Origin of the sequence: Amycolatopsis speibonae (genome assembly GCF_042647925.1) — a bacterium.
Taxonomy (GTDB): Bacteria; Actinomycetota; Actinomycetes; order Mycobacteriales; family Pseudonocardiaceae; genus Amycolatopsis; species Amycolatopsis speibonae.
Window position 1 is genome coordinate 126,518 of record NZ_JBHRWK010000007.1, and the last position, 13,916, is coordinate 140,433.

11 protein-coding genes are annotated in these 13,916 nt (G+C 68.2%); 8 read left to right on the forward strand and 3 right to left on the reverse strand.

Translation table 11 applies throughout. The features are described 5' to 3' along the window. Nucleotides 1–17: 17 nt before the first annotated feature. Entirely contained in the window at nucleotides 18–1,337 is a 1,320-nt protein-coding gene (locus tag ACFOSH_RS03920) for a HEAT repeat domain-containing protein (RefSeq protein WP_378237244.1), read from the reverse strand. Between the two features lie 199 nt (nucleotides 1,338–1,536). Then, nucleotides 1,537–2,616 carry an SRPBCC family protein gene (locus ACFOSH_RS03925; RefSeq protein ID WP_378237245.1) on the reverse strand — a complete coding sequence of 360 codons (1,080 nt, stop codon included), beginning with the start codon at nucleotides 2,614–2,616 and terminating at the stop codon, nucleotides 1,537–1,539. 447 nt (nucleotides 2,617–3,063) lie between these two features. Between ACFOSH_RS03925 and ACFOSH_RS03930 the strand changes: the two genes are divergently transcribed. Together ACFOSH_RS03930 and ACFOSH_RS03935 are read left to right on the forward strand one after the other, a co-directional pair. Further along, nucleotides 3,064–4,194 carry an FAD-dependent monooxygenase gene (locus ACFOSH_RS03930; protein ID WP_378237247.1) on the forward strand — a complete coding sequence of 377 codons (1,131 nt, stop codon included), beginning with the start codon at nucleotides 3,064–3,066 and terminating at the stop codon, nucleotides 4,192–4,194. Nucleotides 4,195–4,264: 70 nt separating this feature from the next. Further along, on the forward strand, nucleotides 4,265–4,720 hold the full coding sequence (locus ACFOSH_RS03935; protein WP_378237248.1) for an ester cyclase: 456 nt from the start codon (nucleotides 4,265–4,267) through the stop codon (nucleotides 4,718–4,720). Here the strand turns inward: ACFOSH_RS03935 and ACFOSH_RS03940 are convergent. Next, nucleotides 4,701–5,939 carry an ABC1 kinase family protein gene (locus tag ACFOSH_RS03940; protein WP_378237249.1) on the reverse strand — a complete coding sequence of 413 codons (1,239 nt, stop codon included), beginning with the start codon at nucleotides 5,937–5,939 and terminating at the stop codon, nucleotides 4,701–4,703. The two genes, ACFOSH_RS03935 and ACFOSH_RS03940, sit on opposite strands and share 20 nt — an antisense overlap. 144 nt (nucleotides 5,940–6,083) lie before the next feature. On the opposite strand from ACFOSH_RS03940, the gene uvrA reads away from it, so the two are divergent. The 6 genes from uvrA to ACFOSH_RS03970 all read left to right on the forward strand — a co-directional run bounded on the left by uvrA (nucleotide 6,084) and on the right by ACFOSH_RS03970 (nucleotide 13,582). Then, entirely contained in the window at nucleotides 6,084–8,624 is a 2,541-nt protein-coding gene (gene uvrA / locus ACFOSH_RS03945) for an excinuclease ABC subunit UvrA (protein WP_378237250.1), read from the forward strand. A 26-nt stretch (nucleotides 8,625–8,650) separates the two neighbouring features. Further along, complete coding sequence (locus tag ACFOSH_RS03950; protein ID WP_378237251.1) at nucleotides 8,651–9,232, forward strand: DUF5655 domain-containing protein; 582 nt, start codon at nucleotides 8,651–8,653, stop codon at nucleotides 9,230–9,232. Between the two features lie 87 nt (nucleotides 9,233–9,319). Continuing rightward, on the forward strand, nucleotides 9,320–10,585 hold the full coding sequence (locus ACFOSH_RS03955) for a cytochrome P450 (protein ID WP_378237252.1): 1,266 nt from the start codon (nucleotides 9,320–9,322) through the stop codon (nucleotides 10,583–10,585). A 16-nt stretch (nucleotides 10,586–10,601) separates the two neighbouring features. Next, entirely contained in the window at nucleotides 10,602–11,885 is a 1,284-nt protein-coding gene (locus ACFOSH_RS03960) for a cytochrome P450 (RefSeq protein WP_378237253.1), read from the forward strand. Between the two features lie 12 nt (nucleotides 11,886–11,897). Beyond that, complete coding sequence (locus tag ACFOSH_RS03965; RefSeq protein WP_378237254.1) at nucleotides 11,898–12,374, forward strand: ester cyclase; 477 nt, start codon at nucleotides 11,898–11,900, stop codon at nucleotides 12,372–12,374. Next, nucleotides 12,356–13,582 carry a cytochrome P450 gene (locus ACFOSH_RS03970; protein WP_378237255.1) on the forward strand — a complete coding sequence of 409 codons (1,227 nt, stop codon included), beginning with the start codon at nucleotides 12,356–12,358 and terminating at the stop codon, nucleotides 13,580–13,582. The genes ACFOSH_RS03965 and ACFOSH_RS03970 overlap by 19 nt, the downstream gene beginning before the upstream one ends. The last annotated feature ends 334 nt before the right edge of the window (nucleotides 13,583–13,916 follow it).

The window sequence follows — 13,916 nt, forward strand, 5'->3', positions numbered from 1 at the left end:
TCATATTCTCGAATCGGTCAGGGGAGGAGGGTCGTGTGGTCGCAGCAGGTCCGGCCGGGCTCGTCGGCGACCCCATCCTGGTTCGAGTCGATCTCGCCATCCACAGTGGAGTAAACGTCGCGGGAGTTGAGGTCGATGACGCCGTCGCCGTCCCAGTCATTGAGCTTGCCCTTGAACGTGCCGAGGATGAAGGCGTTCGTCATCGGCCCGACCTCGTCATCGTGCAAAGTGGACAGCACGCCGTTGCCGGGGGTGAGGATCTCCTCGAGCGGCCTGCCCGCGATGCGGGCGAGGTTCACGTAACCCCAGCCCTGGAACCGGCCGCGGACGTAGCGGATCGCGGCCTCCTGCCGCACCTGGAACTTCGGCTCCAGATGCCAGGTGCCGTAGCGGGCGAAGCCGATGCGGGCCTGGCGGGTGCCCTGGCTCGGGTCGTCCGCGCGGCCGGACTTGAAGAACGTCCTCGGCACCAGCGACTCGAAGAAGAAGTTGCCGCGATCCCGGCGTGCGCGGTCGGTGAAGCCGCGGAACAGGTAGTTGTCGCAGTGCGGCGAGCGATCGGTGTGCAGGCCGGAAATCGTCTTCGCGATCACGAGCTGCTTTTCGCGGGTCGCCACGTTCGGGCAGGCGTGCGCCTGGCCATAGATGCGCGCGAGTCCTTGCGGGGAAAGGGAGATCTTGCCCCAGTGGGTGTTGGACTCGTCCAGCCGGACGTACAGGTCACAGTGGATCAGCAGGTAGATCGTCTCGTCGAAGGTGCGGCCAGGCGTGTAGAGCCCTGCCCTGCCGTCGAAGGCGGGGTCACCGGTCTGCAGTTCGCTGATGAACAGCTTCGCCCATTCGGCGATTTCCGGGTCGTCGTCATCGAGGAACTTCTGCAGTGTAGTCACGGCCAGTGGCCCGCCGAGCTTTTCCATGGCCCACAAGGCATCCCAGCGCAGCTCACGGTTGTCGTCGGCGCGGACGGCCTGCTCCAGCAGTTCGATCGCGTCCGCGTGGTCGCGGTCGGCGTACTCGAACAGTGCCTGCTCCCGCATCACCGGGTCGGGGTGCCGCAACGCCTGTTCGCGTAGTTCGTCGTTGCTGCGGTTGTCCAACCGGATCGCCACCCGGTCGAGCGCGTAGCCGAAGTCGCTCGCCCATGCGGCGGGGTCACCCGCGACGAACCGGGGGTCCACATTGCTCAGTGTGGTCCGGTAGGCGAAGTTGAGGGCGTCGCGCTGTTCGCTGCCGAGGTCTTCCAGCAGGGCGGGCTCCCGCGGGACCGCCTGCTCCCACTGACCGGGCCCGCGTTCGGCGAAGGAGTCGGGTGATTTGTTGCAGAGATCAATAGCCATACCGGCTTTCCTCCCGGTTTCCACTGAATTCGGTTCAGGCTCTGCTACGAAAAATAGGCCTCGGTTCCACCGGTCACCTTCTCAGAGCTTGCCTTGCGGTCCGGCGCGGAAAACGCCTGCTCACTCGGATGGCGGTCGTTGCCCGTGGCCGGTGTGGCAGCATGGAAACACCCGCGGCAGGAGGGATTCGTCGATGAACTCACCGGTGCCGGTGGAAAACGTCCGGGTTAGCGGTGGCCGGATGCTGCGCCGCGGCGCCGTGTGGGGCGCCACCGGACTGCGGCACGGCGCGGCCGGAGCAGCGGACTGGTTGTGGCGCCTTGTTTCCGGACGGAATGAACGAGCGCCGGGCAGCAGGCTGACCGAACTTCTGGTGGCGCTCGGCCCTACTTTCATCAAAGGCGGGCAGTTGCTGAGCACCCGGCACGACCTCGTGCGGCCGAGTGTGTGCGAAACGCTCGGGCGGTTGCACGACCGGGTCGCGCCGATGGAGAGGCGGGATGCGGAATCCGTGCTCACTGAGGCGTATGGCACGCGATGGCCGTTCGCGGAGTTCGACTGGACGGCATCGGCGACCACCCGGCACCTCGTCGACGCGGACTTGGCACGCGGTCTCCGGTTCGCCTTCGCCGAGCGCGATCCGGAAAGCCAGCTCGTCCGCGTTCTCCGCGTTCCATGACTCGATCCGGAACCGGCGGGGCCCCTCGTCGTCGACCACGAAGAACCAGCGCGGCGCGAACCCGTCGGTGGCCATCGGCAGCCAGCGGGTGAGCATCTCGTGCTCTAGTGGGTCGAACGTACCGGGGAGGTCGACCGAGCCGTCGATGTCACCGCGCCAGTCGTACCGGGTGGGTTCGCCGGTGGCGAGGTAGCCGCCGAGCCGTTCGAAGAAGTCGGTCCAGCCCGCCATGAGCTGCGCCGCCTCGCTCGCGGTGCGCTGCGGGTCCCTGTCCTCGACGGTGATCTCGCTCCCGCCGGGCAGCGGCCGGGTAGCCCAGGTGATCCGGGCGACGGAGCCGACGCCCAGGAAGCTCCAGGTGAATTCGATCCGCTTGTCCTCGACCACCTCGATCGTCGTGAAGTCGAAGAAGTCGCCGTCACCGAAGTCGATCCGGCCGGACCTGCCCGCCAGCCAGGGGCGGTCGAGTTCGCCGAACCATCGGACGATCTCGACCGGGTCCCGCAATGCCCGCCAGGACCGCTCGACCGGTGCCTCATCGCGAATACGGACAACGACCGTGCCGCGCTCGTCGGCGGAGGCTGTCAGTTTGTCGTCCACGCCGCGCTCTCCCCTGAGTGTGCTGGCGGATACTGAGTGCGATAGTTGTGAAGATACTCTTCACGGCATCTGCTGTCACCTGGGGTGAAAGACGTTGCGGTGCAAAGAAAAGCAAGCTCAAAGAAGCGGGAAAACGGAAGCCGGCCGTAGAAAGTCTGGACAATAGTGAGGGATAGGACAACGCCGCGTCTGCTCGCGGGGGTCGTGAGTGATTTGGGTCGCTCTAACGAAATACCACTCAGCTCAAGTTGATCATGATGCTCTGCTTCCCGTCGTCGTCGCGGCCAGGGCGGCGCTCCCGGCGGTGGCGGATGGGGCGCTGGTCAAGTGGGTCGTGAGTGGTAGTTCATGTTCTGACCCGAATTACTACTCACGACCCATTTGACCCACCACGCCCTGTCCCTCAAGGGTTCCGGCCTGAATTAGGACGATTGCACGGAGGACGTGGTGGCCAAGATCCAGCGGGTGGCGGTGGTAGGCGCCGGCCCCGCAGGCCTCGCCATCGCGATCCTGTTGCGGGAAGCGGGTTTCGACGTCCGCGTGTACGAGCGTGCCGAGCCGGGCGGGTCCGGTGGCAGCGGATTGACCTTGTGGCCCAACGCCATCAGGGCGCTCGAAGCCATGGGCGCCGCCGAGGAAGTGCTGGCGGCCAGCGGCACCGGCGACGGCCTGCGAATGCGCCGCGCGGACGGAGTCGTGCTCCAGGCGTTGACGGCGAAGGAAATGGAAGACCGATGTGGCGGCCTCGGCCGCGCTATGCGGCGCGCCGACCTGATCCGGGTTCTGATCGACCGTCTGGGGGAGCGGCATGTCGAATTCGGCGCGCCGTGTGTGCGGGCGGGGGAGGGGAAGCACGGCGCCTGGCTCCGGTTCGCTGACGGTCGCGAGGCGGAGGCCGACCTCGTGATCGGCGCGGACGGCGTGCGCTCGGTCGTGCGTTCGGCCCTGTGCGGCGAGGATCCGTTGAACTACCTCGGTTACGCGGTCGTGCGCGGGGTCGCCCGGCTGCCTGGGCCACGCCTGCCGGCCACCATGTCACTCGGCCGGGGGAAACAGGCTGGTCTCTTCGCGATGCGCGGTGACCGCGTGTACTGGTTCACCGCGTTCGCCACCCCACCTGACGGCGGAACGGATCCCCGGCCGCACCTGGAAGCGTTTTCCGAGTGGCACCAGCCCATTCCGGACGTCATCGACGCCACCGACCCGGGCGACCTCGTGTTCACCCGCATCCACGACCGGGTGCCGCTGCGGCGCTGGGGCACCGGACGTCTGGTGCTGGCGGGCGACGCCGCGCATCCGAGCGCGCCCACCCTCGGCCAGGGCACCTGTCAGGCCTTCGAGGACGCCATCGCGCTGCGCGACGCGTTCGGCGCGGCTAACGACCTCGGCGAGGTGTTCCGGCGCTACGAAGCCGAACGCGTCCGCCGCGCCGGAGCGCTCACACTGCGGGCACGGCGGATGGGCACATTGGGCCAGTGGCGCAACCCGGTGCTCTGCGCGGTCCGCGACCGGGCGATCAGGTGGACGCCGCGGTGGGCCCAGGTGCGCCAGTTGCGGGAGATGTTCGGGACAGCGTGAGGCAAACTGCGAGAAGTTGCCTGTCGTGCCGCGAACCTATGGTGAAGGCTCACGGCGATAGGGAGCTTCGATGTCGGCATCGGTTGACCTGGCAGGGAAAGCGGCCGAGGACAAGGAGTTGTTCCTGCGGTTCGTCGACTCCATGAACCGTGGCGACTGGACCGGGGTGCTCGCCGTCTGGTCGCCCGATATGGTCCACCATGGCCGGTTCGCCAGTTACCGGCGCGAAGACGTGGCCGCGCTGATGGGCGCGTTCCGAGCCGCTTTCGCCGACCTGACTTTCGAGGTCCAGGAAATGGCGGCCGACGGGAACTGGGTGTTCGTCCGGATGATCGCCACCTGCACCCACGTTGCCGACTTCCGGGGGCTCGCGGCGACCGGGAAGCGGATCCGCGTGCAGGTGATGGGTCAGGTGCGGATTGAGGCTGGCCGCATCGTCGAGCACCGCAACGTCATGGACGAACTGCATTTCCTCGCACAGGTGGGTGTCGTGGACGAGGAGCTGCTCAAGGCGATCCTCGCCTGAGCCCGACCGACTGGAAGTCCACGTCGCCGGTGAAGCCGCGTACGGTGCCCGCCAGCACCAGCAGGGCCATCAGAGGGAAGACGAAGTCCGCTGTCGCGTAGAGACCGAATTGTCGCTGCAACCCAAAAATCTCTTCACCGAACGCGGCCATGTCGAAAGTGTTGCCAGGGCCTGCCCGCCGACCGACCGATTCCGCCACGCTCTCGACGAACCCCTTCTCGTCGACGTCCGTTAAGCATCCGGCGGCGCTCTCCAGGATGATCTCTCCGCACCGGCGGCCCTCTCCTGCCGCCAACCGGGCGAAGAATTCCCCGATCAGGTCACGGACCCGGTCGGGAAGCCGCACACAGTAACCGGCGTCGAGGATCACCACCCGGCCAGTGGTGAGGTAGACGTTGCCGGGGTGCAGATCGCAGTGCACGAACCCGGCCACGAACATCATCCGATGCGCTGCCGCGAGCACCGCGGCCCCCAGTTCGGCGCGGGTCTCCGGCGGTAGCGAGTCCGGTGTCCGCGCGTCGAGCCCTGGCAGGTACTCGAGAACCAGGCAGTCCTCGGAAGACCGTTCCCGGTGGACTTCGGGGACCCGGACCTCGGGCAGTCCGGCCAGGTGCGCACGCAGCTCGTGGATGTTCTCCGCCTCACGCGCGAAGTCCAGCTGCCCGGCGATCGCCTCGGTCACGTAGTCCACCAGATCGGCCATCGGCATGCCGCGCACCGACGGCAGCCGCGCGCTGACACGGGCCAGTACCCGGATCAGCCGCAGGTCGAGCCACATCCGCCGGTCGATGCCGGGACGTTTCACCTTGAGCGCCACGGGAGTCCCGTCCTCGAGTTCCCCGCGGTGGACGCACGCGATGCTGCCACTGCCGAGCGGGACGGGATCGATCACCCGGATTCCCTGCCTCGACTGGAGCATTCCCCGTGCCGCCCGCTTCGACGGCGGGCGCACGGCGTCGTGCAGCACCCGGAACTCGCACAGCGCTTCCGGCGGAAGCAGATCCACGCGCGTGCCGGCGATCTGGCCGAATTTCACGAACGCGGGACCCAGGTCCTGAATCGCGCCGACCACGCACCGCCAGAGCCCGCGCCGCGCGGCGGCCGGGCCGGAAACGACGCGGGCGAACAGCACGACGGGCAGTGCGCGCGCGAGATGCCAGGCGGCGACGGCGAGGATCTCCGCCAGTCTCGCCGCGATCCGGAGTCGTGAGGATTGCACCACCGCAGCACAACACGCGCGCTGCCGGACTCCTACTCGCAGCTTGACTTTCGCGAAAACGTTTCACGGACCGTGGAAAACGCGGCCGCGGCCGCGCTTGTAAACTGTCACCGGCCGGGCGCGCTCATCTGACGAGAGGAAATCATGGTCGGATCCGCGGACGTGACAATCCCGGCGGCGCGGCACTCCTTGCCGGAATGGCTTGTCGTGCGCGGCGCCAAGGAACACAATCTCGCCGACGTGACGGTACGGATTCCGCATCGCGCGCTCGTGGTGATGACCGGTCTTTCCGGTTCCGGCAAATCCACGCTCGCCTTCGACACGATCTACGCCGAATGTCAGCGATTGCAGGTGCAGTCGATGTCCGCTTTTGCACGACAGTTCCTCGGCGAGCCGGACCGCCCGGAAGTCGGTTCCTTCGAAGGGCTCTGCTCGGCGATAGCGCTCGACCAGCGGACCGCGTCGACCAACCCGCGCTCGACCGTCGCGACCGCGACCGACGTGTACGACCTGCTGCGGGTGCTCTACGCGAGGACCGGCACCCCGCATTGCACCGAATGCGGGGAGGCGCTGCGGCACGGGCGCGAAGGCTGGCGCTGCGGCGAAGGCCATGCCGGGCCGGTGGCCGAACTGACCCCGCGCGCGTTCTCGTTCAACCTGCCCCACGGCGCGTGCCCGCGCTGCCAGGGCATCGGGTCGCGGCTGGTTGCCGACGCCGATCTGGTGGTGCCGGACCCCGGCCTGTCGCTGGCCGGGCACGCGCTCGCGCCGTGGCGGCCGCCTTCGGCCAAGGAGGAGTTCGCGCTCGCGCTCGCGATGGCGGACCGGCTCGGCGTCGATCCCGGAACGCCTTGGCGCGCGTTGCCGTCGCGGGTGCGCGAGGCGTTCCTCAACGGCCCCAAGGAACCGGTGGCCCCGCTCGCCGGGAACGCGAGCGGCCCGAAGACCCGCAAGCAGCTGTTCCACGGTGTGTTCCCCTGGCTGGAGCGTCAGCACCAGGCCGGCCCGGCAGGCGGCAGGAAGAGCAGGGCGGCGGCCTACCTGCGGCGGCGGCCGTGCCCGGACTGCGACGGCACCCGGCTCAACCCCGCGCAGCGCGGGGTGCGGATCGGTGGCAGGCACGGCACCGGCATCGGCGACCTGTGCCTGCGGTCCGTCCACGACTGCCTGGAGTTCTTCCGCGGCCTGGAACTCGCCGGGGCACACCGCGCGGTCGCCGCTCAGCCGGTCGAGGAGATCGTCACCCGGCTGGAGCACCTGGTCGAGGTGGGGCTCGAGCACCTGACCCTGGATCGCGCCGCGCCGACTCTCTCCGGTGGCGAGGCACAGCGCCTGCGGCTGGCCCAGCAGCTGGGCACAGGGCTGTTCGGCCTGCTGTACGTGCTCGACGAGCCGACGGCCGGGCTGCACCCGGCGGATGTCGATCGCCTGCTCGGCAGCCTCGTCAAGCTGCGCGACCAGGGCAACAGCCTGCTCGTGGTGGAGCACAACGACCAGGTGACACGTGCCGCGGACTGGGTGGTCGACCTCGGGCCCGGCGCCGGCCGCCACGGCGGGCAGGTCCTTTACAGCGGGCCGCTGGACGGGCTGCTCGCCGACGAGGAGTCCGTGACCGGCGCTCATCTGTCCGGTCGCCGATCCGCGGTCGTGCCGGGCGCGGACGCCGCCGCGCCGGACGGTCCACGGCTGGTCGTGCGCGGTGCGACCGAGCACAATCTCGACGGCGTCGACGCCGTGTTCCCGGCCGGGCGGGTGAGCGCGATCGCCGGTGTCTCCGGTTCGGGCAAGTCCACGCTGGCCGACCAGGTGCTCTACCGCGCGGTGGCGCGGGCGGTGCAGGACGAGCCGGTGGTCCCCGGCGCGCACCGGGCGATCGACGGGCTGGAACACGTCGACAGGGCTGTCCGGGTGGACCAGGCGCCGATCGGCCGGACTCCGCGCTCGAATCCGGCCACATACACCGGGGCCTTCGACGGGATCCGCACGCTTTTCTCGGCGACGGACGAAGCGAAGGCACGGGGTTTCGGGGCGGGCCGCTTCTCGTTCAACACCACGGGCGGCCGCTGTGAAATCTGCGGCGGCGACGGGACGATGCAGATCGACATGCGTTTCCTGCCCGACGTGTTCGTCCCGTGCGACGAATGCCACGGCACCCGGTACAACGCCGAGACCCTCGAAGTCCGCTATCACGGCCTGACCATCGCCGAAGTGCTCGAACTGCCGGTTTCCGCCGCCCTGGAATTCTTCGAGGGAACTGAAGTGGTCACCCGCCCGCTGCGGGCGCTCGAAGACGTCGGCCTCGGATATGTGACCTTGGGCCAGCCGGCGCCCACCTTGTCGGGTGGTGAGGCGCAGCGGGTGAAACTCGCGACCGAATTGTCGGGCCGGGGCAAGGGGAAGACGCTCTACGTCCTGGACGAACCGACCACCGGGCTGCACCCCGAGGACATCCGGCGCCTGCTCGGGGTGATCAGGGGGCTGGCCACGCGGGGCGACACGGTGGTGGTCGTTGAGCACGACCTCGCCGTCATCGCGAGTGCCGACTGGGTGCTGGAACTGGGCCCGGGCGGCGGCGAAGCCGGTGGGCGGCTCGTCGTCGCGGGCTCCCCGGCCGAGGTGGCGGCGCACGAGGACAGCGTCACCGGGCCGTACCTGCGGGATGTCCTTGGCCGGGTGGCCAGCTGAAACCGACTGGAAGGACGGGGATTCACGTGACGGACGAGGGCGATCGCCGGGTGCTCGGCTGGCAGCCGATGATGGAGAAGGCCGCGCGGCTGCTGGCCGAACGCACCGGGGAAGACAAGGCAGCCTGGAACGGCAAGGTCACCCGGTCGGGTGCCGCCACCGAGGGCGAGTTGCGATCGTGGCTGTCGAAGAACGGTGTCACCGGGTACGCGCAGGATCTGCTCGTCTACGAGCGATACGGCTACCCCGACTTCATGCTCACCGATCCGCTCGAGCTGATCGACGCCCAGTACGCGGACCGCCCGGACCTGCGTCCGGTGTGCGACGCTGTGATCGACGAGGCGCTCGCGACAGGCGAGGTGATCGTGCAGGCGCGTAAGACCTTCGTTTCGCTCGTCGCGCCGCGGCGTACGTTCGGCATCATCAAACCCACCACCAAGACCCGAGTGGATCTCGGCCTGAAGCTGCCGGGGGAGAAGCCCGGCGGCAGGCTGCTTTCCGCGAAGAGCCTGTCGCAGGGGAACGTACGGGTGGCACTGCACTCCGTCGACGACGTGGACGACGAACTCCGCACGTTGCTGGAACGCGGCTACGAAGCGAACTCCTGACGCGTCGACAGCAAGGCGCGAGAAGTTCGCTTTCCGGGCCCCGGCTTACGGTGACCATGACCTGGTGCCGACGGACGGGGCGCGGACATGGCGAACGAGTACAACCCGTACGATCCGGCCGTCCTGCAGGATCCTTATCCTTGTTACGAGCGGATGCGCGCGCGGTCGCCGATGTTCCGGAGCTCCTTCGGCTCCGGGTATTGGGGTTACACCCTGCCCGGCGAAGAGGAGAAGCCGATCTATGTCGCGATCGGCTACGACGAGCTATCCGCCGTGCTGGAGGATTCGGAGCGGTTCACGTCCGCGTTCAAGACCGGGCCCGATCCCTCGCCGGTGATCCATGAGGAGATCGCGGCGGCCGGTGGCCATCCGGTCATGCCGACGCTCTACAGCATGGACCCACCCGAGCACACCAGGCGCAGGCGGCTGCTCCAGCGGGCGATGTCCGCCGAACGCGTCGCCGCGCGCGAGCACGAAATCCGGGCGGTGGCGGGAGAACTCGTCGAGGGGTTCGCCGCCGGAGGACACGCCGAGCTCATCGACCGGTTCTGCACGCCGTTCGTGAAGGCGTCGCTGTTCGAGCACATCGGCGTGCCGAGGCAGGACCACGAGAAGATCGCGCAAGGGAACGAGGCCTTCAAGGAGGTCTGCATCCCGGGTAGCAGCGACCTCGAACTGCGGCACGCCTGCCGTGAGCTCGTCGACTACCAGCGGTACTTCGAGGGGGCGATCGCCGAACGGCAGCGCGAGCCGCGCAATGACCTGCTCGGCCTGCTCGCCGAGGCCAGAAAGGACCCGGACTGCCCGATCAGCACGGCTGAGATGGGCTGGGGCCTGATGGACATGATCGGCGCCGGGTACGGCAACACCATCGAGGCGTTGGCCAACCTGCTGTACCTGCTGCTGTCCGAACCGGACCGGTGGGCCGAACTCGTCGCAGACCGCGCGCTGGTGGCATCGGCGGTCGAAGAAGGACTTCGGTTCGACGGGCCGGTGCACTGGCTTTCCCGCAACACCACCGAAGAAGTCGAATTGGGCGGTGAAACCCTGCCCAAGGACGTGACGGTGGTGTGCGCGTTCGCCGCCGCCAACCGCGATCCCGAGGCGTTCCCGGAACCGGAGAAGTTCGACCTGCGCCGCGGTGGCGCGGGCAAACACGGCAGGCACCTGGCGACCGGACGGGGTGTGCACTACTGCTTCGGCGCGTTGTGGGCCAGGGCCGCCCTGCGCGTCGGTGTCGAAGTGCTGCTCGACCGGTTGCCGGGTCTGCGGCTGTCGGACGGGTTCGAGGTGAGCTACCTGGCGTCGGCTCCGATGTTCCGGGTGGTCTCGGAAATGCCCGTGCGCTGGTGACGAGAGGGAACCGAAGATGTCGACCGAAGCGTTCGCCGATTTCAGTCCCTACGACACCGCGGTGCTGGCGAACCCTTACCCGTACTACGCCTGGATGCGGGAACGGGCGCTCGTCTACCGCAGCCCGCTCGGCTCGGCGGCCTGGATGTTCACCCAGCCGGGCGACCCCGAAGGACCGGTCTACGTGGTCACGGGCTACCAGCAGATCGTGGAGGTGCTCGAGAATCCGACGGTGTTCACCTCGGAGGCGAAGACCGGCCCGCCTCCGCCGCCCGCGGTGCGGAAGGAACTCGAATCCGGCTACCCGCTGACGCCGACGTCGTTCAACACCGACCCGCCGGAGCATGCGAAGAAACGGCGGCTGATCCAGCGCGCGATGTCGGCGGAACGGGTGGTTTCGCGGGAGCCGAGGCTCCGCGCCATCGCCGATGACCTGATCGACGGTTTCGCCGCCGACGGCGAAACCGACCTCTTCCGCGAATTCTGCTTGCCCTACAACAAGACAGCGATGTTCGACCTGCTGGGCGCGCCCACCGAAGACCACGACAGGATCGCCGCATGGAACGAGAACTACCTCCGCTTGGCGATTCCCGGCAACCCGCCGGAGGAGGAGGGCACGGCGGCGAAGGAACTCGTTGCCTACCAACGTTATCTCGAGGCGGCGATCGACCTGCGGCGGACCGCGCCGCGTGACGACGTGTTCAGTGTGCTGGCCACCGCGGCCCCGGAACACCAGCGGGACATGGCGGAAACGGTGTGGGGCCTGGTGGTGCTCATCGGCGCCGGGCAGGGCACCGCGGCCGAGGCGCTGGGCAACGTGCTCCACCTGCTGCTGAGCGATCCCGACCGCTGGGACGCGCTGCGTGAGCACCGTGAGTCGATTCCCGCAGCCGTCGAGGAGGGCCTGCGGCTGGAAGGGCCGGTGCTGTGGATGCCGCGGCGGACCTCCCGGGACGTCGAACTCGGTGGCGTCATGCTGGAGGCCGGCACGTACATCGTCGTCGGGTACAGCGCGGCGAACCGCGACCCGAGCGCGTTCCCCGAACCCGACCACTACGACCTGCGCCGAGGGGGAGAGGGCCCGTGCGGCCGCCACGTCGCCATCGGCCGCGGGGTGCACACCTGCGTGGGCGCGCACTTCGCCAGGGGCACGCTGCGAGTCGGTGTCAACGCGCTGCTCGACCGCTTGCCAGGCCTGCGGCTGCGGCCGGGCTGGGAGGCGAAGTTCTTCCCACCGACCCCGATGTTCCGTTGTGTCGCCGAACTGCCGGTCACCTGGTCCGGCGGCGGAGAAACCTAGGAGGGATGGCGGATGACTTCTGTCGACATCAGCGCCGAAAAGGAGCGCTACACCAATCACGTCGCCGAATTCCGCAGGCGGGTGTTCGTGCCCGGTTCGCTGGACGACGTTCGTGAGTTCGTGCACGACGACGTCGTCGACCACTTCGCTCCCGATGACGATCCGGGCGGAGTGGCGGGATTCGCGAAGCGGTTCAGTTCGGCGAAGGCCGCGCTCAAGGCGCACGAGATCGAGGTGGTGGCCTCGTCCTACGACGGCGACGTGCTGTTCCAGGCGATCCTGCTGAAGTTCGAGCACACCGGCGAGTTCATGGGTATGAAGGCGACCGGCAAACGGTTCGCGATCGGCGGGATGGACGCGTTCCGGTTCCGGGACGGCAAGATCGCCGAGCACTGGGGCGTCTACGACGTGTCGAAGATCCCCGACCTGCTGGTGGGTACCGGCGAGTCGCCAGGAGGCTGGTCGACGATGTGGCCGAAGCCCGAATGAACACCGGCAACGGATTCAACCCGTTCGATCCGGTCTTCCTCGCGGATCCGCACGCCTTCTTCGCGCAGGCGCGGGAGAAGGAACCGGTGTGTCACAACGATTTCATGAAATTCTGGATCGTGACGCGGTACGAGGACGTGATGCGCGTGCTCGGTGACCACGAGACGTTCTCGTCCGAGCACAAGATCGGCCCGATGGCCCACTGGCCGGAGGAGGCCCTCGCTCTGCTGGAGCGGGAGGGCTATCCGCCGGCGGCTCAGCTCTTCAGCACGGATCCACCGGTGCACACGAGGATCCGCAGCCGGTTCGCCGAGGGCTTCACCGCGGAGCGCATCGCGGCGACCGAGGCGCAAGTCCGCCTCGCCGCGGAGTCGCTTGTGGACCTGGTCGAGCCGGAAGGCCTCGCCGACCTCCGTGCCGCGTACACGCATCCGTTGCCGCGCACGGTGATTCTCGACCTGATCGGGGTGCCGCGCGCGGATCACGCCCAGCTGGAGAAATGGTTCGCGGCGTGGGGCGGTCTTTACACGCCGGGTGTTCCGGACGAGGCGTTGATCGAGTGCGTCCGGCAAGTGGTGGACTACCAGCGCTACTACGCGGAACTGATCGCCGCGCGCCGGGCGTCCCCGTGCGAGGATCTGGTGAGCGCGCTGGCCGCCCCCGGCGAGGAGGCACTCGCCGATGACGAGCTGATCTGGCAGCTGATGGGGCTCCTCGCGGCCGGGCACGAAACCACCACCAACACGCTGACCGGGGTGCTGCGTGTGGTGCTCGGCGACCGAGCTGAATGGGAGCGGATGCTCGAAGACCGGGCCCGGATACAAGCCGTCGTCGAGGAGGGGGCGCGCTTCGCGAATCCGGTGCTGGGCCTGCCGAGGACGACGACGAAGGAGACCGAGATCGGCGGCGCCGTCCTGCCGGCCGGTGCCCAGGTCATGGTTTCCTTCGCTTCGGCCAACCGGGATCTGCCGGACGTGGACGGGGCGGACGAGTTCGATCCCGGCCGTTCCGTGGTCGGCAGACATCTCGGGTTCGGCTGGGGACCGCATTTCTGCATCGGTGCCAGGCTGGCGCGGATGCAACTCCGGGTCGCGATCGAAGTACTGCTCGCCCGGCTGCCCACTTTGCGGCTGTGCGAGGATTTCGAGCCGGAGTACGCGCCGCATCCGTTCCTGTGGGGACTCGCACGCTTGCCCGTCGAATGGTGAACGAAGGGGATTTTCGCGCGGCCGGTGTGACTGTGGTGGCGTGTGCGTCCACCGGTCTCGGGCCGTGAAGGCCTCCTTCCCTGCCGTGAGGTCAATGCCAGGAACTTGTTGAGGGGTAAGTCAAATGTGTCGTATTCGGGTGTGATGGTCGATCTCGCGTGATCAGACGCCGAACTCGCGTGTTCGCCGCCTGATCACATGAGTTCGCCGTCCAATCACGTGAGTTCCGCCTTCAATCACGTGAGTGCGGTGCTTGAGCACGCGAGTCACGCCTTCGCCCTAGCTACGAACCCGGGTGACCGGCTGGGTCACCGAGGCGGTCGCCTTGGCCCCA